This is a genomic window from Megasphaera sp. UBA4233, from assembly GCF_002395615.1.
GTDB lineage: Bacteria > Bacillota > Negativicutes > Veillonellales > Megasphaeraceae > Megasphaera > Megasphaera hexanoica.
In genome coordinates this window covers 1-21,185 of the sequence record NZ_DGXL01000013.1, presented here as the reverse complement: position 1 = coordinate 21,185, position 21,185 = coordinate 1, and the positions used below count along the sequence as shown (strand labels likewise).

At 45.3% G+C, this 21,185-nt stretch carries 17 protein-coding genes; 15 read left to right on the top strand and 2 right to left on the bottom strand.

The features are described 5' to 3' along the window. Window positions 1–5: 5 nt before the first annotated feature. From B2U90_RS03080 to B2U90_RS03035, 10 genes are all read left to right on the top strand, one after another. On the top strand, window positions 6–452 hold the full coding sequence (locus B2U90_RS03080; protein WP_236699654.1) for a MaoC family dehydratase: 447 nt from the start codon (window positions 6–8) through the stop codon (window positions 450–452). A gap of 57 nt (window positions 453–509) precedes the next feature. After that, on the top strand, window positions 510–1,652 hold the full coding sequence (locus tag B2U90_RS03075; protein ID WP_059076359.1) for an acyl-CoA dehydrogenase: 1,143 nt from the start codon (window positions 510–512) through the stop codon (window positions 1,650–1,652). Between the two features lie 308 nt (window positions 1,653–1,960). Then, window positions 1,961–3,520: a histidine kinase gene (locus B2U90_RS03070; RefSeq protein ID WP_292017065.1), complete on the top strand. Its 1,560-nt coding sequence runs from the start codon at window positions 1,961–1,963 to the stop codon at window positions 3,518–3,520. 22 nt (window positions 3,521–3,542) lie between these two features. Next, window positions 3,543–5,114 (top strand): response regulator transcription factor, encoded by a 1,572-nt coding sequence (locus B2U90_RS03065; RefSeq protein ID WP_059076361.1) that lies wholly within the window; start codon window positions 3,543–3,545, stop codon window positions 5,112–5,114. A 110-nt stretch (window positions 5,115–5,224) separates the two neighbouring features. Next, on the top strand, window positions 5,225–5,944 hold the full coding sequence (locus tag B2U90_RS03060) for a DUF554 family protein (RefSeq protein ID WP_072235726.1): 720 nt from the start codon (window positions 5,225–5,227) through the stop codon (window positions 5,942–5,944). 241 nt (window positions 5,945–6,185) lie between these two features. Continuing rightward, window positions 6,186–7,595, top strand: coding sequence for an FAD-binding oxidoreductase (locus tag B2U90_RS03055; protein WP_292017064.1), 1,410 nt, complete (start codon window positions 6,186–6,188; stop codon window positions 7,593–7,595). A gap of 201 nt (window positions 7,596–7,796) precedes the next feature. Further along, a complete protein-coding gene (locus B2U90_RS03050) occupies window positions 7,797–8,567 on the top strand; it encodes an IclR family transcriptional regulator (protein WP_059076364.1) in 771 nt (256 codons plus the stop codon). Between the two features lie 39 nt (window positions 8,568–8,606). Next, window positions 8,607–9,365, top strand: coding sequence for an SDR family NAD(P)-dependent oxidoreductase (locus tag B2U90_RS03045; protein WP_059076365.1), 759 nt, complete (start codon window positions 8,607–8,609; stop codon window positions 9,363–9,365). A gap of 16 nt (window positions 9,366–9,381) precedes the next feature. Further along, complete coding sequence (locus B2U90_RS03040) at window positions 9,382–10,143, top strand: SDR family NAD(P)-dependent oxidoreductase (RefSeq protein WP_075581779.1); 762 nt, start codon at window positions 9,382–9,384, stop codon at window positions 10,141–10,143. A gap of 305 nt (window positions 10,144–10,448) precedes the next feature. Next, entirely contained in the window at window positions 10,449–11,714 is a 1,266-nt protein-coding gene (locus B2U90_RS03035) for an MFS transporter (RefSeq protein WP_059076367.1), read from the top strand. A gap of 57 nt (window positions 11,715–11,771) precedes the next feature. Here B2U90_RS03035 and ilvD (B2U90_RS03030) read toward each other — a convergent pair whose 3' ends face one another. Further along, window positions 11,772–13,454 carry a dihydroxy-acid dehydratase gene (ilvD, locus tag B2U90_RS03030; protein WP_292017063.1) on the bottom strand — a complete coding sequence of 561 codons (1,683 nt, stop codon included), beginning with the start codon at window positions 13,452–13,454 and terminating at the stop codon, window positions 11,772–11,774. Window positions 13,455–14,018: 564 nt separating this feature from the next. Here ilvD (B2U90_RS03030) and B2U90_RS03025 point away from each other — a divergent pair. Further along, entirely contained in the window at window positions 14,019–15,338 is a 1,320-nt protein-coding gene (locus B2U90_RS03025) for a lactate racemase domain-containing protein (RefSeq protein WP_059076369.1), read from the top strand. 113 nt (window positions 15,339–15,451) lie between these two features. Beyond that, window positions 15,452–17,173, top strand: a complete 1,722-nt coding sequence (ilvD, locus tag B2U90_RS03020) for a dihydroxy-acid dehydratase (protein WP_075581782.1) — start codon at window positions 15,452–15,454, stop codon at window positions 17,171–17,173. Window positions 17,174–17,338: 165 nt separating this feature from the next. Here ilvD (B2U90_RS03020) and B2U90_RS03015 read toward each other — a convergent pair whose 3' ends face one another. Next, window positions 17,339–18,142: an IclR family transcriptional regulator gene (locus B2U90_RS03015; RefSeq protein ID WP_059076371.1), complete on the bottom strand. Its 804-nt coding sequence runs from the start codon at window positions 18,140–18,142 to the stop codon at window positions 17,339–17,341. A gap of 377 nt (window positions 18,143–18,519) precedes the next feature. Between B2U90_RS03015 and B2U90_RS03010 the strand changes: the two genes are divergently transcribed. The 3 genes from B2U90_RS03010 to B2U90_RS03000 all read left to right on the top strand — a co-directional run. Then, window positions 18,520–19,659, top strand: a complete 1,140-nt coding sequence (locus tag B2U90_RS03010) for an acyl-CoA dehydrogenase (protein ID WP_059076372.1) — start codon at window positions 18,520–18,522, stop codon at window positions 19,657–19,659. 27 nt (window positions 19,660–19,686) lie between these two features. Then, window positions 19,687–20,103 carry a MaoC family dehydratase gene (locus B2U90_RS03005; protein ID WP_059076373.1) on the top strand — a complete coding sequence of 139 codons (417 nt, stop codon included), beginning with the start codon at window positions 19,687–19,689 and terminating at the stop codon, window positions 20,101–20,103. Window positions 20,104–20,171: 68 nt separating this feature from the next. Further along, window positions 20,172–21,185, top strand: a 1,014-nt coding sequence (locus B2U90_RS03000) for a 4-hydroxyphenylacetate 3-hydroxylase N-terminal domain-containing protein (protein WP_292017062.1), incomplete at its 3' end; no start/stop codon positions are given.

Here is a 21,185-nt window from a genome sequence, read left to right as displayed (position 1 = left end):
ATCTCATGGTAATGCATAGAGAATTTGTAGCAGAAAGAGCCTATGAAGACATTGAATTGGGCGAAACTGCTAGTATTACAAAAATGATCAGTGAAGCCGATGTTGTAAACTTTGCAGGTATCATCGGTGATTTTAACCCGCTTCATGTGAATCCTGTTTATGCTAAAGACAGCATGTTTGGCGAACGGATTTGCCATGGCATGCTGACTGCATCCTTTATTTCGACGCTTGTCGGCTGTGGTATTCCCGGCCGGAATGGATTGTATTTATCACAGGAAGTGAAATTCGTAAAACCTGTAAAAATTGGCGATACGATTACAGCTACGGCTGAAGTTGTTGAAAAAATTGATGCAAAACGCAGGATTGTCATGCATACGGTTATCAAGAACCAGCGTGATGAAGTCGTCGTAGACGGCAAAGCGGTAGTCATGGTTATGAAGAAAAAACAGTAATACTGTTTTTTCTTTTCCATAACATACATTTAGATTTACATTTATGGAGGTTTGAATATGTCATTTTTGAATGAAGAACAGGCAGATTTGATTAAAGTCGTAGCAGATTTTGCTAAAAAGGAAATAGCTCCTAATGCAGCACATTATGATGAAACAGAAGAATTTCCTTGGGATGATATTCACAAAATGGCTGAATTAGGCCTTATGGGAATGCCTGTACCGGAAAGTCTTGGTGGCGCTGAAACGGACACGGTAACGTACGTTGCCGCTATCGAAGAAATTGCAAAAGCAGATGCTGCTATGGGTGGCATCATGGCAATTCATACTTCAACAGGCATTATGCCGATTCTCATGAACGGCACAGAAGAACAGAAGAAAAAATATATTCCCGATCTTGCTACGGGTAAAAAAGTCGGTGCCTTTGCTCTTACAGAACCAAATGCCGGTTCTGATGCGGCTGGCGTACAGACAACCGCTGTTCTTGATGGCGATGAATATGTATTGAATGGCAGCAAATGCTTTATCAGTAATGGTGGTGAAGCAGAAGTTTACACGGTCCTCGCAAGTACAGATAAAAGCAAAGGTACAAAAGGGATTTCCGCTTTCATCGTAGAAAAAGGAACACCGGGCTTTACCTTTGGCAAAAAGGAACACAAACTGGGTATCCGTGCTTCGGCTACACGCGAACTGGTATTCCAGGATTGCCGGATTCCGAAAGAAAATCTTCTCGGTGTTGAAGGCAAAGGCTTCTCCGGTGCAATGGCTGTCCTTGATGGCGCACGCATTGGTATTGCTTCCCAGGCTGTTGGTATTGCGCAGGCCGCTTATGAAGCCGCTCTGGAATATTCCAAGGTTCGTATTCAGTTTGGCAAACCTATCGCTAAACAGCAGGCTATCAGCTTTATGCTTGCCGATATGGCTATCCAGATTGAAGCGTCCCGCCAGCTGGTACGTCATGCAGCTGAATTAAAAGATGCTGGCAAACCATTCGCAAAAGAAGCCGCTATGGCTAAGACAATGGCATCCGATACGGCTGTAAAAGTGGCTTTGGATGCTGTACAGGTCCTTGGCGGTTACGGCTATACACGGGAATATCCGGTAGAACGGTATCTGCGTGATGCTAAGATTACACAGATTTACGAAGGCACGAACCAGATTCAGCGCCTTGTTATTTCCCGTGCAATTCTTGGCAGATTCTAAATAAAATAAGGCAAATGTGATAATAAAAGGCCCAGAATGATGAGCAGTACTTCTGCTTGTCCCTCTGGGCCTTTTGTTTTTAGATGACAATCCTATACATTTCTCTCATAGAAAGAGTTGAGATGTATCGGCCTCCTATCGTTAATCGGGTTTTATGTCTTGAAATTTGTCATTAAACTGATACAATTGATATTACATATAACATGATTTTGATAATGGAGAATGGCTGGTTGGATTGAAAATTTGACCGCCGGAACCCATGGGATTTTTGTACGTTGTAAAGGAAAAGTTTTGTCAGGAGAGTAACTATGACAAGGAAAACCATAAATTATATCAAAGATTTTTATGGCGTCGATGTTATACGCGATGTTGTCCGGGACTGGGGGGAACAACATTGGCTCCAGCTTGAACCGGACAGGACAAAAAATCAGCCCATTGTCTCTGTGGCAACCATTTATCCGCGTAAGGGACAGCCGTTTCATGGCCATTTTGGTTATCATGAAATTATTATTGGTATAAGTGGCCGCTGTGTTCATTGGTGTAATGATCGTGAGATTGTACTGACAAAGGGAAAAATCGGCCATATCAGCAGTGATTGCAATCATCGTTTTGTCAATACAACTGATGAACCCGCTTCCTTTATCAGTATTATCTATTCAGATATAACAAAACCACTGGAGGAAAGTGAATATTTAGAACATATTGACATTGACATCATGGCAAAAAAGCTGAATCTGAATCAGCTTATCTCTAACTTTGCCGATTTAGTGCATATGAAATGTTTCCTATTGTATCCTACGGGACAGGTATATGGCAGCCAGAAGGACCTTCCTGATTTATGTAAATATTGCATAAATCATCAAGAGGGAAATTGTCTATTGCATAAGGATATGCAGCAACCGCAATTAGGTACATTCCAGTGTCATTTTGGCGTGGCGGTCAACCAGATTCCCGTTCTTGTAAAAGGCGTTCCTTTAGGATATCTTATTTGTGGTTTTGGCAGACTATCGGATATTCCCGACCATGAATTATTACATACCATGGAAGGTACAATGCAGGTTGCGTATAATGCCCTGCCTTTATTATCTCCCAATCACCTTATCTCTATAGCCAGAGATTTATCATTACTGACTAATAATTTAATTGATCTGTTTCTGAATTCACAAAGAGAAGATGAATTAAAAACTTACAAAAATAATTTAAACCGTGAACGGGAAGCACAAAGCCGGTTGGAAGAGTTATTGAATAAGACGCAATTGAAATTCCTGGAATCCCAGATAAATGTACATTTTTTATTTAACACATTAAATACGATTGCACAGCAGGCTTATCTGGAAGGTGCGGACACAGTAGCGTCGCTGACTTATGCATTATCTAATCTGCTGCGTCTTAGCCTGGGTAAAGAAGAAGCACAAGTAACCATTCAGGAAGAACTCAATTATATACGGGATTATTTGTATATTCAAAACACACGGTTCCCCAATAAATTTAAGGCAGAAATTCATGTGAATCCAAAAATCATGGGAGTCAGGATTCCGTTGATGAGTCTTATGGTAATGGTAGAAAATGCTATCTTACACGGCTTTCAAAATATTGATTATCCGGGGAAACTCATTATATCAGGGGATATAGAAGGAGATTATATCCTTTTGCAAGTAGAAGATAACGGATGTGGTATTTCACCTGAAATCTCTGAAATGGTCCGGAAGCTGCCCGAGACCGATGATATTAAGATACACCTCAGTGGTATAGGTTTGAAAAATATCTATTTAAGACTGAAGTTGTTTTTTAAAGGGAATTTTACATTATTGTTGGAACCGTTGCCGCATAAGGGAACGCTGGCGACATTAAAAATTCCCAAATCATAGTGATAAATGAGGGGGTGATGGGATGTATAATCTCGTGATAGCCGATGATGAACAGTTGGTATTTCAGTATATAAAAGCAGTTATAGAAAAAAATCACCTGCCGTTACATGTTTGTGGCACCGCAAGTAATGGGAAAGAGGCTTTACGGTTAGTACAAATATATCATCCAGAATTTGTTATGTTGGATATTAATATGCCTGAAATTAATGGGCTGGATGTGGCTGAAAAAATACGGGAATCGAACCCGGATACCTTTATTTATATTTTGACGGCATACAAGGAATTTGAATATGCACACCGGGCGATGCATGCACGGGTCACGGACTATTTAGTCAAACCAATTAAGCCACATGATTTGATCAGGACATTGAAGGCCGGTATTGGTCAGGCTTTAAAAATGAGAATAGATAAAACTCATTTGGAACGAGTAGAAAAGAAATTGGAAGAACAATATCCTGTTGTTATAAAGGAACAGCTGGTAGAGTTATTACGAATCAGAAGTAATGACGAAAAAGTGTTACCATTGCTGCGCGCCCTGTCACATCGCAATACGTTTACGCCTATAGCTGTATGTGCTGTAGGAGGATGGCATAATAAAGAAGATGGAACGGGTATTCCCGTGCGGATTCATCACGGTGCGTTCCGGCAACTGGGCGAGTATGCCGTTATCATTGCAAAAGGTGATTTGCTGGTCTTTATCTTCGATTGCTGGAATAGTCAGATCCGGGGCATGCTGCAGGCTTCTATTAAAAAATATGAAAGTGATTATGATGTGTTTTTATCTGCCGTAGTTTATATGCATCATGAAGACACACTTAGTCAGACCTATAAAAAAGCCGTAGAAACGTGTTATATAGGCCTGTTTTGGCAGCTTCGGCGTTTTTCTATTCTGGGGACGTGTACACTCAAAGAGAAACGCGAAAATTCAAAAGCAGACCTGTCACAGACGTATGAACAATTTCAGCAATTTTTACTTAACAATGAACTGCCGGCAGGAAAAAAATTTATATATGATATTTTCAAGGAAATGCAGCAATTAGAATATCCACGTAATTTGTTCATAGTCAATATCATTAAATTTGGATGTGATTTGCTGGATAAATACGGTCGGAATGTACTTACTGATGAAGAAGCAGGACGGGCTAAAAAGAAATATATATATGATATTAACAATGCCCTTAGTGCACAGGAAGCACTGAACTATGTCAATAATCTGGTTGATATACTTACATATGACATGGTTTCTGTTCAAAATAATGCAGATAAGCTCGTCGAATCTGTCATGGACTATATTGAAGCCAATTATGATAAGGAACTGACCTTAGATCAGGTGACAAAAGAATATTTCGTGAGTAAAGGGTATTTTTGCCGTGTTTTCAAAAAATATACAGGGAAACGATTTGTTCCGTATCTGACAGAAGTGAGGATGAAAAAGGCCAGAGAACTTTTGAGCAGTGGCAAGTTTACCATCACCGAAGTGGCTTGTAAAATAGGTTTTAAGGATGCCAGTTATTTTAGCACCGTATTTAGGAAATTTTATGATTGTTCTCCTAGCGATGTCCTTCCACAGAACAAGCTAAAAGAAAAATCATAGAGCCTTTGCAGTAAAAAGAAAAAATTCAATATAGAAGTGAATATATTCCTGGTTTATTTTTGAAAATCAGTGTATAATTCCAGATTATCAAAATAAATGGGGGAGAAAACGTGGTTGGAATTGGAACGTTATTAAATATGGCGGGCATAATTGTTGGTGGTGGTCTGGGCTTAACCATTGGAAATCGGATTTCTGATGCTTATAGACAAATGGTTATGACTGCCTGTGGCATCTGCCTTGTTTTTATTGGTGCAGCGGGTGTTCTGGCAGAAATGCTGGTCTTTAAAGACGGGCGGCTGGTATCGACGGGAGCCGTAACTTTGCTTGTCTGTATGTCCGCCGGTAGTTTTTTGGGAGAATTGATTGACATTGAAGGCCGGGTCCTGAAATTAGGATCATGGCTCAGGGCACATAGTGGAAATAGTGATGATGCACGATTTATCAATGCCTTTGTATCGGCATCCTTGATGGTCAGTATCGGATCGTTGGCCGTTATGGGACCGTTATCCGAAAGTATTTATGGAGACAGTTCCCTGCTGATTACTAAAACGGTGATTGATTTTTTAACTATCATGGTGATTACAATTCCCAATGGAAAAGGCTGCTTGTTTGCAGCTATCCCGATGGGAATCATACAAGGACTGATTACGCTGTTGGGAATGTGGTTTAAAGCGTCTGCATCGGCTGCTGTTCTATCTAATATAGTTTTAACCGGGTCTGTTATGATCTTTTGTGTTGGATTAAATTTGGCATTTGATAAAAAAATACGCGTTTCCAATATGTTTCCGGCAATTGGCATTGGTATTTTATATGCATGTATTCCCTGGTGAAAGAAAAGTTCTTGCGCATTGAGTGCAAGAGCTTTTTTTATGAATAGTGTGACTAGTTTTCATGGCACATTAGTAGTTAATGCTTTATTTTCATACTATATTGACAAATAAATCATAATAAACTAACATGTTAGTATCCAATGATATATATCACAAGGGGTATAATATACTGTGACATGTATCGTTTTGTAGGAAAGGATGATTTGCTAATCGTTCTATTTTAAACGGGGAGGGCTGACTTATGCCTAAATACAACAAAGTAACACCTGAACTGATTCAGAAACTGCTTGATTTACTTGGAAAACACAACATGACGACAGATCCGGAAAAACTGGATGTTTATAAGACGGACGAAGAAACCAATCCGGCCTATTTCCACACGCCGGAAGTGGTAGTTTTCCCGGAAACGACGGAACAGGTAGCGGCTATTATGAAGCTGGCCAACGAATACATGGTTCCTGTAACACCACGTGGCGGTGGCAGCAGCCTTGCCTGCCAGGCAATTCCTGTTTATAATGGAATTGTTCTCTGCCTGGAAAAAATGAATAAAATCATTGAAGTCAATAAAGAAGCACTGTATATGATCGTAGAAGCAGGCGCCGTTACGACGGCCGTACAGTCTGCCGCTAAAGAAGCTGGCTTGTATTACGCCGGAGATCCCAGCTCAAAAGCGTCCAGTGAAATCGGTGGCAACGTGGCTACTAATGCCGGCGGCAGCCGCGTCGTAAAATACGGGACGACCCGCGATCAGGTGTACTGGGCTGAAATCGTAACGCCGACAGGTGAAATTACCCAGGTAGGCAAGCGACTGCAGAAAAATACGACCGGGTATGCTCTGGAAAAACTCATCTGCGGCAGTGAAGGCACGTTGGGAATCATTACTAAATTATGCCTGAAACTCCGTCCTATCGCTCCGTATCACTTTGATATGGTTGCCATCTTTACGGATGAAACAAAAGCCCTGGCTGTACCGAACCAGCTCCTTATGGCTGGTGTTCAGCCGACAGCTATTGAATTCCTGGACAATAAAGGGATTCAGAGTGAAGAACGATTCATGAATATGACCCTTCCTCATTCTAAAGATAATGGGAACTATATCATTATTACTATTGATTCCTATGATCAGGACGACCTGGACAACCGTGTGGCTACGGCTGATGAAATCTGCGAAAAGAACGGTTCCGTTGAAACATTGGTTGCGGACGACCGTATCTGGGGCGCACGGTATAATATCGGGGAAGCGGCCCGCAATGACAGCCAGATCTGGCTTGCCGAAGATATCGTCGTTCCTGTCGATAAAATTGCCGATCTCATGGCCCGGATTCCGGCTATTGAAAAGAAATATGGCATTGCTACGACTACATCTGCCCATATCGGTGATGGCAATATCCATGTCAATGCCCTGAAAATGGACATGCCTATGGAACAGTGGAATGAAGTCATTCCTAAATATCACAACGAATTGTATACACTGGTTTACAGCCTGGGCGGATGCCTCTCTGGTGAACATGGCATCGGTCTGCGGAAAATCAATGAAATGAAGAAATTTACCGATCCGGTTTCTCTCGATATGATGAAGGCCATCAAGAAGGCACTGGACCCGAATCTGATTTTGAATCCAGGAAAAATTTTCACATACGACGAAGACTAAACCGTCCTTCACTTCAGAGCTGCTGCACTGTTTGGTGCAGCAGCTTTTTTAATTCCTATATTGCATGGTAGTCAGGTTCTGCATGCGTAATTTGCAGGTTAAGGTGATTTCATTGACTTTACGCTGTGGCTATGATATTCTATACCTGAAGTTAGAATATACGAACTAATGTTGTGTATTCGAACAAAAGGAGGGGGAGATATGGAAGAGGAAAAGTTACATAATCCGACTGTCCGCGTTCTGGATATTCTGGAAACGGCGTATAGTCATGAAAATGGGATATCCTTTACAGAGTTATCCCGGCAGACGGGAATTTCTAAAGGTACCTTGCACCCCATTGTCATGACTCTCGTAGCAAAAGGATATCTGCAATGCCAGCATTCGCTTTTTACACTAGGCAAAAGCTGTTTCCGTCTGGGATATGCATACACCCGCACACTGAGCTGCCTCGATATTGTCAAAGCACATATGGAAGAAATCGTTACGGCTTGTAATGAAATTTGTCAGCTCGGTGTTTTGGAAGGGATGAATGTCCTGTACATTGCTAAAATGGAACCTCAGCAGGCTATCCGGGTCAGTTCATCTGTAGGGGCGACGCTGGCTGCCTATGCCACGAGTCTGGGAAAAAGCCTTCTCAGTTGCTATACAGACGAAGAAGTACGCCGTATCTGCCCGCCTGTACTGCAACAGTATACGGAACAGACCGTGCGCACGGTCGATGAACTTCTGAGTCAGCTGCATACGATCCGTAAACAGGGATATGCGCTGGAAAATGGGGAAGTAAATAAGGATATTGAATGTATTTCCATTCCCATCCAGGTGGCAGACCAGACGATGGCCATCAGTGTCAGCCTGCCGATTTACCGTTCTACGCCAGAAAAACAGCAAGAAATACTCCGCATCCTGAAGCGCCATAAAAGTGAAATTGCCGAGCAGACAGCAGGATTACAACAGGATTTAAGCTTCATTTAATGATAGATATTTCTATGGAAAAGGAAGGTATGGATCAGTATGAATGATTTCAAAGACAAAGTTGTAGTAGTAACCGGTGGCGGCCGCGGTATCGGCGCCATGACAGCCCGTCGTTTTTGTGAAGAAGGAGCTCACTGCGTCATTTCCAGCAATGTCCTGTCTGAATGTGAAGAATGTGCTGCCGAATTAAAAAAAGACGGCTTTTCAGCCAGCGTTATGGCATGTGATGTAAGCAAGCCGGCCGATGTAGATGCCCTCATAGCAGATACGGAAAAGAAATTTGGCCGTATTGATATTTTTGCCAATATTGCCGGTATTTGTACCAGTGGTATGAATTTCCTCGGTGTTACGCCGGAAAGCTGGGACCGGGTCATGAAAATCAATGCCTTCGGAACGTTATATACTAACCAGAAGGCCATCGAATCCATGATGCGCACGGGAACAAAGGGAAATATTGTCAATGTTACATCCATTGCGGCCAAGACTGGCTCTGGTGCTGTCGGTGTCGATTACTCGGCCAGCAAGGCAGCTATCGTCAATGTGACGATTTCGGCGGCTACCTTTGCGGCCCGTTATGGCATCCGCGTCAATGCCGTTGCACCTGGACCTATCCAGACGAAAATGACTGCCGTATGGGATCCCAAAATGTGTGCAAAACTCGTTAAGACTATCCCTCTGGGCCGCAAATTTGGTGAACCCGATGATATCAGCGAAGCGATTATTTTCCTTGCCAGTGATAAGGCGAAATATATTTCTGGAGAAATCCTGGATGTAAACGGCGCTGCCTGGTGCGATTAAGAGAGGAGACAGACACATGTTTGAAAAATTGCAACTTACAGGGAAAACCGCTATTGTTACAGGCGGTACGAAGGGGATTGGCAAAGGTATTGTGGAAGGTCTGGCCCAGAGTGGTGCCAATGTCGTCGTAGTCAGCCGTCATCAGGATGAATGCGATGCCGTAGCAAAAGAAATGGAACAATACGGCGTCAAGGGACTGGGCGTCAAATGCGATGTTACCATTGCCAGCGATGTCGCCAATCTGATGCAGAAGACGATGGATGCGTTTGGACATATTGATATTCTCGTGAATAATGCCGGCAGCGCAATTACGAAAAAGGCAGAAGATTTGACGGAAGCTGACTGGGACCGTGTGATTGATATGGATATGAAAGCCGTATTCTTCATGGCACAGGCTGCCGGAAAATATATGATTGCCCAGAAGAGCGGAAAAATCATTAATATCGCTTCCATGCTTGGCCTTGTTGCAGAAAAACAGGTTCTGCCATATTGCGTCGCCAAAGGCGGCGTCCTGCAGATGACAAAGGCTCTGGCGCTGGAATGGGCCAAATACAATATTCAGGTCAACGCTATCTGCCCGGGGTATGTCATTACAGATATCAACAAAGACGCATTGAGTGAAGAAAAAATCTATAAACATATTACAGGAAAGATTCCCATGCGCCGCTTCGGTGAAGTAGGGGATATTGCAGGTGCTGCTGTTTTCCTGGCATCGCCGGCTTCTGATTATATGACGGGACAGCCCATCGTTCTCGATGGTGGCTGGACCATGCAGTAATTCCTTATGATAAGTATGCAGGAATTATATTGTTAATGTTAACAATATAATTCCTGCATTTTTTATGTACAAATAGAATGGTAACAATAAAAAATTGGGATACAAGAATGCTGAAAATACCTGGTCTGCTACTTGCTAAACAAAATAATGGTGCTATAATAGGCACACCACTTCTATGAATAATGGCTATAGAAAATATATATTCTTTATTCTTGAAATGAATATAAAGGACGTATTTATAATTTTATTTTCTATGATATGGCCATTATACCTTGTGGTTATTTTATTAGAAGGATGTGTTAAGTATGGCATCAACAGAAGCTATCCCGGCTAAACGCTGGGGGCGCATTATTCCACCGGCGATCCTCGTCTATATTTTCGGATTTATGGATCGCACTAATATCGGTTTTGCTATGGCCGGCGGCATGAGCGATGCGTTGCAGATGACGGCAACCTTATCCGGCCTGGCAGCAGGTATTTTCTTTATCGGCTATATGGTTCTCCAGGTACCGGGCGGACATATTGCTGAAACGGGCAATGCCAAAAAGTTCATAGCTGTTTCCATTCTTGCCTGGAGTATTATTTGTACCAGCCTCGGGTTTGTGCAGACAGCTACCCAGCTTTTGGTCCTGCGTTTTCTCGTCGGCGTTGCTGAAGGCGGTGTATGGCCGGCTATCCTAGTCATCATCAGTCACTGGTTCCCTTCGTCTGAACGTGGCCGGGCCAATTCCTACTTCATCATGAATGTAGCTATTGCTTCTATCATCACCGGTCCTATCTCCGGCTGGCTGGTTACGACCTTTGGCTGGCGTTCCGTTTTCATCGCTGAAGGTGCCGTTTCTTTCCTGCTCATTTTCGTGTGGTGGCCTCTTATCAGCAACCGTCCGTCGGAAGCCAAATGGATTTCCAAAGAAGAACGGGAATACCTGGAAACGACGCTGGCTGCTGAACAGAAAGAACTCAGCTCGGAAGATGATGCGCCTACGTCTCTTTCCACTATTCTCAGCAGTGTCAATATGTGGAAACTGATCCTCATCTATTTCTTTTATCAGGTAGGTATCTATGGTTTTGCTATGTGGCTGCCGACTATCCTCAAAAGCCTTACTAATAGCGGCATGACCAGCATTGGTTTCCTCTCCACCATTCCGTATTTTGCCTGCATGGCCGGTTTGTATATCTTTGGGCATTTGTCTGACCGCAGCGGTAACCGTAAAAAATATGTTGCCCTGCCCCTCCTGGGATTTGCTCTTTGCTTCCTGGCATCGGCTTTCCTGAAAGATTACACCTGGGTTTCCTTTGCCTTCCTCTGCGGCTGCGGCCTGTTCCTGCAGTGCGCATCGGGGATTTTCTGGACTATCCCGACCATGCTTTTCCCAGCTAAAGTTGCTGGCGACAGCCTGGGCATCATCAACGCTCTCGGCAACCTCGGCGGTTTCGTCGGTCCGTTCATCGTTGGCTGGCTGACCACGCAGTTCATGTCCATTTATGCGGGCATTTATTTCCTGGCAGCTATGCTTGCCTGCGGCTTCTTCCTGACATTGAGCCTGCCGAAGAAGACAGAAGGTAAATAATTTCTTTCCTAAACAGCAAAAAAGAGCATCCCGCAGCGGGGATGCTCTTTTTTGCTATTATTCGTTTAAATCGAGGATAGCGCCAGTGGCGGCTGATTTTGCAATGCGGGAATAGAGGCCGAGCCATCCATGTGTAAATTTCGGTTTGGGGCGGACCCAATTCTTTTTGCGTTGTGCCAGTTCTTCATCTGATACATGAAGCGTCAGTGTATTGTTCGGGATATCAATGGTGATTTTATCGCCGTCTTTGACGAGGGCAATGGGGCCGCCATCTGCGGCTTCAGGAGAAACGTGACCGACAAAACAGCCGTTGTTGGTACCGGAGAAACGTCCATCCGTAACGAGGGCTGTCGATTTTGCCAGTCCCCGGCCGTACAGATACTTCATGGCCTTGAACATTTCCCGCATACCAGGACCGCCTTTTGGCCCTTCATAACGGATGACGACGACGTCACCGGCTACGATATCGCCGCCCAAGATGGCTTTTTCAGCTTCTTCTTCCGAATTATAACATTTGGCCGTTCCCGTAAACGTCAGGATCGACGGGTCAATAGCAGCCGGCTTGGTGACGCCCGTTTCCGGAGCCAGATTTCCCCGGAGGATAGCCAGGCCCTTGCGGGATTCGAACGGTTCAGCCATGGTTTTGATGACCTGGGGGTTAAATTCGTATTTGTAGGTATAGTTCTGCAGATTTTCGGAAACGGTCATGCCCGTAACGGTCATGCAGTCTTTGTGAAGCAGCGGCAGGATTTCTGTCATGACTTTGGGGATACCGCCGGCCTTATAGAAATCTTCCATATCATAGGATGATGCCGGGTTGACTTTGGCAATGAGTGGTGTTGTGGCGCTGAGTCTATCAAAGACGGCCAGCATCGTTTCATGATCAATGCCTAATTCATGAGCCATAGCGGTCAGATGGAGTACGCCATTCGTAGAGCCTCCCGTTGCCATAAGGACGCGTATGCCGTTTTCAATGGCGTCCATCGTCAGGATGTCATGACTGGTGATGCCCTGTTGGGTAAGGCGTACGATTGCTTCACCGGTTTGTTCGGCACAGCGCGTACGATCAGCATAGACGGCCGGAATCAGAGCGGCACCGGGAAGTGAGATCCCCATGGCTTCGGCGACACAGTTCATCGTATTGGCTGAGCCATAGAATGAACAGGACCCGCAGGTCGGACCGCAGACGTCTTCCAGACTGTTAAATGTAGGTTCGTCTATTTTTCCGGCACGCAGCATTCCCAGTCCTTCCGACATAGAAGTCAGATCGGATTTGCGGTTGTCGAATACCTTGCCTCCCAGCATGGGACCGCCACCCATAAATATGACTGGAATATCGAGGCGGGCTGCCGCAAGGAGCATACCCGGCACGATTTTGTCACAGGAGCCGAGCAGCACGACGGCATCCAGATGATGGATTTCTACCATCGTTTCGATGTCATTGGCAATCAGGTCGCGGGAAGGCAGAATATAATGCATGCCAGCGTGGCCCTGGGCCGTGCCGTCACAGCCGGCGATGACGCCAAATTCACAGGCTGTACCGCCTGCCCGGTATATTCCCTTTTTGACGGCTTCGGCCATCTGGCGCAGGTTGTAGTGTCCCGGCACGAGTTCATTCCAGGAGTTGGCAATGCCAATCAGCGGGCGCTTCAGATCGTCATCGGAATAGCCGATGGATTTAAATACACTGCGATTAAAAGACCATTCCGGCCTTCCTAAAATTTCTTTACTTCTGTACATTTTCTTCATCCTTTCCCATCATCAGGTGTCAGCAGAAAGCTGTGCTTTCTAAATGAAATAGTACATGTCCCTTTCTTCACTATAACTTTTTTTCATTTTATTTGCAACTATTTTGTATGAATAATTGTAAAATCGGTGTCTCAGTTTTGAGACAGGATCAGATGAATCTGTTCAAATGAACAAATGTGAAAACAATAACGTAAAACCGATGAATGATGCCAGAAAAATCATATTAGTTATGATTTTTTTATAGACTAGGATACTAGAATATGCTAATATGTACATATATTAGATGTGTTATAACAGATGTGTCATTCTTTGATAAAATTGCCGTCGGATTCCAGTACTCATAAAGGTTGATGGCTGTTTTATATATGTAATTTTCTCATAGCAACCGAACATAAGGTGCAATCCCGTTATTTGACAGATACTGCCATTCTAGTACAATAATAATATATAAATTCGTAAATGTATACATATGTGCATATGCGAATTAATGTGCAATTGTATGAGGCAGGAACTAGTACGAATTCGTTCTGTTGCTGTAAAGAGAGGAGTAGTAGTATGAAACAAGGTACAGGTGTTGTAGGAGAATTATGTAAAGACGTATTTATTCCTAAAATGGTGAAAGTACATCAGAAGTTTGATTTATCGTACATTAAACCGGAAGATATTCCCGGTGTTGTCCGGGCTCAGCTCGATCGTGACATCATCGCATCCAAAATAAAACCGGGCATGACGATTGCCATTACCTGCGGCAGCCGCGGCGTATCCAATACGGCTCTTATTATCAAGACCATTGCATCGTATGTTAAGGAAAAAGGTGCTAAACCGTTCGTATTCCCGGCTATGGGCAGTCATGGCGGTGCTACACCGGAAGGACAGACCCAGATCGTCAATGGCTATGGCGTTGTGGAAGACTATGTAGGATGCCCGATTCGTGCAACTATGGAAACGAAACAGATTGGCACGACCGATGATGGCCGTCCTGTTTTCATCGACAAATATGCAGCCGAATCGGATGGTATCATCATGCTGGGCCGTATCAAAGCCCATACGCAGTTCGTTGGCCCTTATGAAAGCGGCCTGATGAAGATGGCTGTCATCGGCATGGGCAAACAGCATGGCGCCGAAGGTGTCCATGAACAAGGCTTTGTCCACATGGCAGAAAACATCCAGCGCTATGGCAAAGTCATTCTGAAAAATGCTCCGATTATTTGTGGCGTCGGCCTTTTGGAAAATGCGGCAGATCAGACGCATACCATTGTCGCCCTTACGCCGGACGAAATCATCGAACAGGAACCGGAATACTTGAAAAAAGCAAAAGCTCTTATGGGCCATATCATGATCAAACATGCCGACCTTCTCATCATCGATGAAATCGGCAAAAACATCAGCGGTGACGGACATGACCCCAACGTTTCTAACATGCTGCCTCGTGAAACGGGCGTTCCCTTTGGCCCGAACGGCGAATTCCCGTCCAAGTGTGAATTCAATGCCGACCGAAAGATTGTCCTGGATCTTACGGAAGAAACCCATGGCAATGCCAATGGCCTGGGTCTGGCAGATGTAACGACACAGCGCTGTGTTGATAAGATTGTCAATGCTGCAGCATATCCGAACGCCGTTACCTCGACGATTCTGGAAATGGTCAAGATCCCGTTCTGGACGGAAAATGATAAACTGGCTATCCAGGTTGCCCTGAAAACGGCTACGAAAGCTGATAAGACAGCTCCGAAAATCGTCCGCATCAAGAATACGATGGAAGTGCAGGATATTTACGTATCAGAAGCACTGCTTCCGGAAGTTGAAGCTAACCCGGATATGGAAGTAGCCGGGGAACTGGCTCCTATGCCGTTTGATGAAAATGGCAACCTGTTTTAATCCGTCATGACGATAGGAGACCGTATGCTGTATCTGGCAGCATACGGCCTCTCATATATAACATATTATATTTATATTTTGTTTCCCAATCCCTAAAACAAGGAGGAACATGAATGGAACAGAGATGTAAAGGCGTACGCAAAGTATGGGCCCAGTCGGATGCATTGAAACTCGGCACCGAATTCTCCGAAGGCGATCTCGCGAAACCGCAGATTTTGATTGATGATGTATGGGGTGAAAGCCATCCCGGCAGTGTTCACCTCGATAAGTATGCTAAACAGGCATCTATCGGCGTCTATGAAACGGGTGGCAAACCTGCTAATTTCCATGTCACTGATATCTGTGACGGATGGGCTCAGGGCCATGATGGCATGAACTTTATCCTTCCCAGCCGTGAAGTCATTGCCGATATGGTAGAAATCCATGCCAATGTCATTCCCTGGGATGGCGTTATTCTGATTTCCAGCTGTGATAAAGCCGTACCGGCTCATCTGGAAGTAGCTGCCCGTCTCGATATGCCGGTCATCCACATTCCCGGCGGTTCTATGCGCAGCGGCCCGGGGTGCACGACATCCGACCTCGCCGGCCCGATTACGGCCCGTGATAAACGCGGTCTGGTCAGCAAAGATGAAATGCGTGATTATAAACTGACGGGCTGTCCGACCTGTGGTTCCTGTCAGTTCATGGGAACGGCCAGCACGATGCAGTGCATGTCTGAAGCACTTGGTATGGCCCTTCCCGGCAATGCTGTCGTACCGGCTACATTGATGGAAAGTCAGCGCTATGCCCGTCTGGCAGGTCAGAAGATTATGGAACTGGCTGAAAAAGGCATCACCACGTCAAAAATCATGACGAAAGCGGCCTTCATCAACGCCATTAAAGTCCATCAGGCTATCAGTGGTTCTACCAATGCTACCATTCATTTCCCGGCTATTGCCCATCAGCTGGGCATTGATATTCATCCGCGCATGTTCGATGAAATCGGCAAGAATATCAAATATCTGACGAATGTACAGCCTAGCGGCAAATACATTACAGAATTCCTCTGGTATGCCGGCGGGATTCCCATGATCCAGATGTATCTCAAAGACGAACTGGATCTCAACGTCATGACCGTTACGGGCCGCACGCTGGGTGAAAACCTGGAAATGATTGAAAAGAGCGACTTCTTTGAACGCGGCCTTGGCTATCTCAAGACTTATGGCATTAATCCGGAAGATATCATCCGCAAACCGGAACATTCGAATAAATATGGTTCTCTGGCTGTACTGGACGGCAATATTGCTCCTGATGGCAGTGTCGTTAAATTCTCGGCTATCAAGAATCCCGATATGATGCATCATATCGGACCGGCACGGGTATTCAATTCGGAAGAAGACTGCCAGCAGGCTATCATTACTGGTCAGGTCAATCAGGGCGACATCTTATTTATCCGTTATGAAGGCCCGAAAGGTGCTGGTATGCCTGAAAGCCTCATGACGACCGATGCCATTGCCTTTGATGAACGCCTGGATGGCACGGTTGCACTGGTAACGGACGGCCGTTTCTCAGGTGCTACCCAGGGCCCGGCTATCGGCCACGTATCACCGGAAGCCGTAGAAGGCGGCCCCATTGCGCTCCTGGAAGACGGCGATATGATTGAAATCGACATTCCGAACCGCAAAATCAATATGATCGGCGTAAAAGGTGAAAAGAAGACGGCGGAAGAAGTAGATGCTATTCTGGCTGAACGTAAAAAGAACTGGAAGATGCCTGATTTCCCGAAGAAAAAAGGCTATCTGGCTCGCTATAGCAAATATGCGACATCGGCAATGTCCGGCGGATATCTTCAGTAATTCATACTAGTTTGCAGCTAATAAAGAAGGTATCGTACGAAGCAGTGGTGCTTTGTACGATACCTTTTTAGCTGTACGTTTATAGTAAATAACAACAAAATTCAGATATAAAAAAGACCTGTTGCTGAGAACAGGTCTTTTTTATACATGTAGTGACTTAACATCTTATATTGGCTGGGACTGGAATGATTTGGCAAAGAAATCAATATCGTTGATGTTCAGTTCCGTAAAGGTGTGTTCCAGTTTTTCCTTCGATGTCTTCAATGCGTCAATGGTTTTTTCCTTCTTTTCTTCTGTCAGGCGGAAAGAAGGGATGCTGACGCTCATGGCAGCGATATAATGACCGTGATACGCCAGGGGAACGGAGAAACAATTGATGCCGGGAGAAATTTCTTCTTTATCCGTGAAATATCCAAGCGTCTTGCCCTGCTGGCATTCATCATAGAAACGGTTAAAGTCTGTACAGGTCCGTTCTGTTACCGGGGCCAGCCCCTGGGGATAGAGTGTTTGCAGGCCCTGCAGGGTGTATTCGCTTAGCAGTGCTTTTCCGATAGCCGTGCTGTAAGCAGGAAGCCGTTTGCCGACGAAAGAAATGAGCCGTATCGGTTCGGGAGATTCTTCTTTTGCCAGATAGAGTACATCACCGCCTACCAGAACACCGAGCTGGCAGGCTTCCGATGTGGCATTGACGATGCGTTTCATCTGGGCTTTGAAAAGTTCTAGTATGTCCATGTCCTGCAGGCAGGCGGATCCGACGATGAGAGCGCTGATGCCGACTGTATACTTGTTGGATCCATGCTGGGTGATAAAGCGGCGTTCACACAGTGTGCGGATAATGGGAACAATCGTACTTTTGGGGACAGAGATAGCCGTGGCAATTTCTGTCAGGGAGCAGCCTTCCTTCGATGTGGAAAGAAGCTGCATAATGTCCAATACACGGGCTGTAGGGCGGTGCGTGGTATAGGGCATCCTATATTACCTCCTTTAAAATATATATGATGACGGTAAATCGCAGGCAGTACATTGAAGTTCACAATCATCAGTATAGCGAAAATGGGACATACTTGCAAATGGAAATAGGTGATACAAGACTGAGAAGTCTGGTTATAGCACGGGCAGATATAAACCACAAAAGGAATTTATCGGCGAATATTGCTATTTTATGTGAAAAATGGTAGAATATAGACGTAAAACGTATATACAAATTATAACTCATATACGAACAAATTGCAAAAGAAATTGTCATATTTATCTATTCCGATATAGAAGTAATTCTGCTTTAAAACTATGAAAATAGTTTTGAATAAATGCCTTATGAGGCGTATAATTTAAGGAGGTATTTTTTTATGAATTTTGAATTCTCTGATGAACAGCAGGCGATTCAGAAATTGGTACGCGAATTTGCAGAAAAGGAAATTGCACCGACTGTCCAGGAACGGGATGAAAAAGCAGAATTTTCCCGTGAAATCTTTGATAAAATTGGTGAATTAGGCTTGTGCGGCATCTTTTTCCCCGAAGAATACGGTGGAAGTGATGGCAGTTATGTAAGCTATATCCTGGCTAATGAAGAATTATCCAAGGTTGATGACGCCGTAGCTGCCGGGTATGCCTCCAGCATTTCTCTGTGCGCATGGCCTATCTGGAAATTTGGTACAGAAGAACAGAAGAAAAAATACCTCACACCGCTGGCAGAAGGAACGAAACTGGGTGCTTTCGGCCTGACAGAACCCAATGCCGGTTCTGATGCTGCCCGTCAGCAGAGCACGGCTGTCCGTAAAGGCGACCATTATATCCTCAACGGCAGCAAAATCTTTATCACCAATGGCGGGGAAGCAGACATTTATGTCGTCTTTGCTATGACGGATAAGACAAAAGGCACAAAAGGGATTTCCGCGTTCATCCTTGAAAAAGGAATGGAAGGCTTCACTTTTGGCAAAGAAGAACAGAAGATGGGGATTCATGCTTCCAAGACGAGAGAACTGATTTTCCAGGATGTCAAAGTTCCGGTAGAAAATCTTCTCGGTGAAGAAGGCAAAGGCTTCAAAATCGCTATGCAGGGCCTCGATGGCGGCCGTATCGGTGTTGCTGCCCAGGGCCTGGGCATCGCCGGTGCTGCGCTGGAAGCGGCCATCAAGTATTCCAAGGAACGGGAACAGTTTGGCAAACCGGTCTGCAAATTCCAGTCTATTTCCTTTATGCTTGCCGACATGGCAACGAAACTGGATGCAGCCCGTCTTCTCGTGTACCGTGCAGCAGCTCTCAAAGAACAGGGCAAACCGTGCACGAAAGAATCGTGCATGGCCAAGCTGTATGCGACCGATGCGGCTATGTCCATTGCAACGGACGCCGTACAGATTCTCGGCGGTTATGGCTACATCCGCGAATATCCGGTAGAACGGCTCATGCGCGATGCCAAGATTACCCAGATTTATGAAGGTACGAACCAGATTCAGAGATTGATTATTTCCGGCCAGCTTTTACAGTAAATCGTTCATACAGAAAGGGAGATAACGATGAGTGATGTATTAACCTATGATGAAATGAAAGTCGGCGATAAGACCACTTTCGGCAAAACAATTGGTGAATGTGATGTATATGCTTTTGCAGGTGTTACGGGTGATTTCAACCCGATGCATGTCAATGAAGTAGAAGCATCGAAGACCATGTTCAAAGGCCGTATTGCCCATGGCATGCTCAGTGCCGGCATCATCTCCACGACCATGACGAAAGCTGCTCATGGCGGCACGCCGATTTACTGCTCACAGGAATTAAAATTTAAGGCTCCTGTACATATTGGTGATACCATTACCTGCACGGCAGAACTCATTGAAAAGATTCCGGAAAAACATCGTCTGATTTACCGCACCGTCGTTACCAATCAGGACGGCGTAGTCGTTACAGACGGTAAAGCAATGATTTTAAAATTCTAAGTTGATTTGACGCGCAGGGGGCCTGGGCTCCTTGTGCGTTATCTGAAAAGCACAAGGAGGTTATACTCATGGCATTAATGACTGGTGAACAGTATATCGAAAGCATGCGCAAGCTCAATCTGCAGGTGTACATGTTCGGCAAAAAAATCGACAACGTCGTCGATGACCCCATCCTGCGTCCGTCCCTGAACTCGGTCCGCATGACCTACGACCTGGCCCAGATGCCGGAATACGAAGATCTCATGACGGCTACGTCGTCCCTGACTGGTGAAAAGATCAACCGTTTTACCCATATCCACCAGAGCACCCAGGACCTCATCAACAAAGTCCGGATGCAGCGTCTCCTCGGACAGAAGACGGCAGCCTGCTTCCAGCGCTGCGTCGGCATGGATGCATCCAACGCCGTATTCTCCACGACCTATGAAATCGACCAGAAATACGGCACTCATTATCATGAAAACTTCAAGAAATTCCTCACCCGGGTACAGCGGAACGACTTTACCGTCGATGGCGCCATGACCGACCCGAAAGGCGACCGCGGCAAGGCTCCTCATGCCCAGGATGATCCCGATTTGTATCTCCACGTCGTCGAACGCCGTCCCGACGGTGTCGTCGTACGCGGTGCCAAAGCCCATCAGACAGGCTTCATCAACTCCCACGAAGTCATCGTTATGCCGACCATCGCCATGCGGGAAGCTGACAAGGATTACGCTATTTCCTTCTGCTGTCCGACCGATGCCGAAGGCATTTTCATGATCGTCGGCCGTCAGTCCTGCGATACGCGGAAACTGGAAGGAGCTCCCATGGATACGGGCAACCCCGAATTCGGCGGCACGGAAGCACTGGTTATCTTCGACAACGTATTTATTCCCAATGACCAGATCTTCCTCAACGGCGAAGTGGAATTTGCCGGCATGATGGTCGAACGCTTTGCCGGATATCACCGTCAGTCCTATGGCGGTTGCAAAGTCGGCGTAGGCGACGTCCTCATCGGGGCTGCGGCCCTGGCAGCCGATTATAACGGTTGTGCCAAGGCATCGCACATCAAAGACAAAATCATCGAAATGCAGCACCTGAACGAA

What these genes read in the sequence shown, in the direction of transcription:
- B2U90_RS03080 (WP_236699654.1), top strand. Translation starts at nt 6, where the DNA reads ATGGTAATGCATAGAGAATTTGTAGCAGAAAGAGCCTATGAAGACATT.
- B2U90_RS03045 (WP_059076365.1), top strand. Translation starts at nt 8,607, where the DNA reads ATGAATGATTTCAAAGACAAAGTTGTAGTAGTAACCGGTGGCGGCCGC.
- ilvD (WP_075581782.1), top strand. Translation starts at nt 15,452, where the DNA reads ATGGAACAGAGATGTAAAGGCGTACGCAAAGTATGGGCCCAGTCGGAT.
- B2U90_RS03025 (WP_059076369.1), top strand. Translation starts at nt 14,019, where the DNA reads ATGAAACAAGGTACAGGTGTTGTAGGAGAATTATGTAAAGACGTATTT.
- B2U90_RS03005 (WP_059076373.1), top strand. Translation starts at nt 19,687, where the DNA reads ATGAGTGATGTATTAACCTATGATGAAATGAAAGTCGGCGATAAGACC.
- B2U90_RS03040 (WP_075581779.1), top strand. Translation starts at nt 9,382, where the DNA reads ATGTTTGAAAAATTGCAACTTACAGGGAAAACCGCTATTGTTACAGGC.
- B2U90_RS03075 (WP_059076359.1), top strand. Translation starts at nt 510, where the DNA reads ATGTCATTTTTGAATGAAGAACAGGCAGATTTGATTAAAGTCGTAGCA.
- B2U90_RS03070 (WP_292017065.1), top strand. Translation starts at nt 1,961, where the DNA reads ATGACAAGGAAAACCATAAATTATATCAAAGATTTTTATGGCGTCGAT.
- B2U90_RS03065 (WP_059076361.1), top strand. Translation starts at nt 3,543, where the DNA reads ATGTATAATCTCGTGATAGCCGATGATGAACAGTTGGTATTTCAGTAT.
- B2U90_RS03035 (WP_059076367.1), top strand. Translation starts at nt 10,449, where the DNA reads ATGGCATCAACAGAAGCTATCCCGGCTAAACGCTGGGGGCGCATTATT.
- ilvD (WP_292017063.1), bottom strand. Translation starts at nt 13,454, where the DNA reads ATGTACAGAAGTAAAGAAATTTTAGGAAGGCCGGAATGGTCTTTTAAT.
- B2U90_RS03010 (WP_059076372.1), top strand. Translation starts at nt 18,520, where the DNA reads ATGAATTTTGAATTCTCTGATGAACAGCAGGCGATTCAGAAATTGGTA.
- B2U90_RS03055 (WP_292017064.1), top strand. Translation starts at nt 6,186, where the DNA reads ATGCCTAAATACAACAAAGTAACACCTGAACTGATTCAGAAACTGCTT.
- B2U90_RS03050 (WP_059076364.1), top strand. Translation starts at nt 7,797, where the DNA reads ATGGAAGAGGAAAAGTTACATAATCCGACTGTCCGCGTTCTGGATATT.
- B2U90_RS03015 (WP_059076371.1), bottom strand. Translation starts at nt 18,142, where the DNA reads ATGCCCTATACCACGCACCGCCCTACAGCCCGTGTATTGGACATTATG.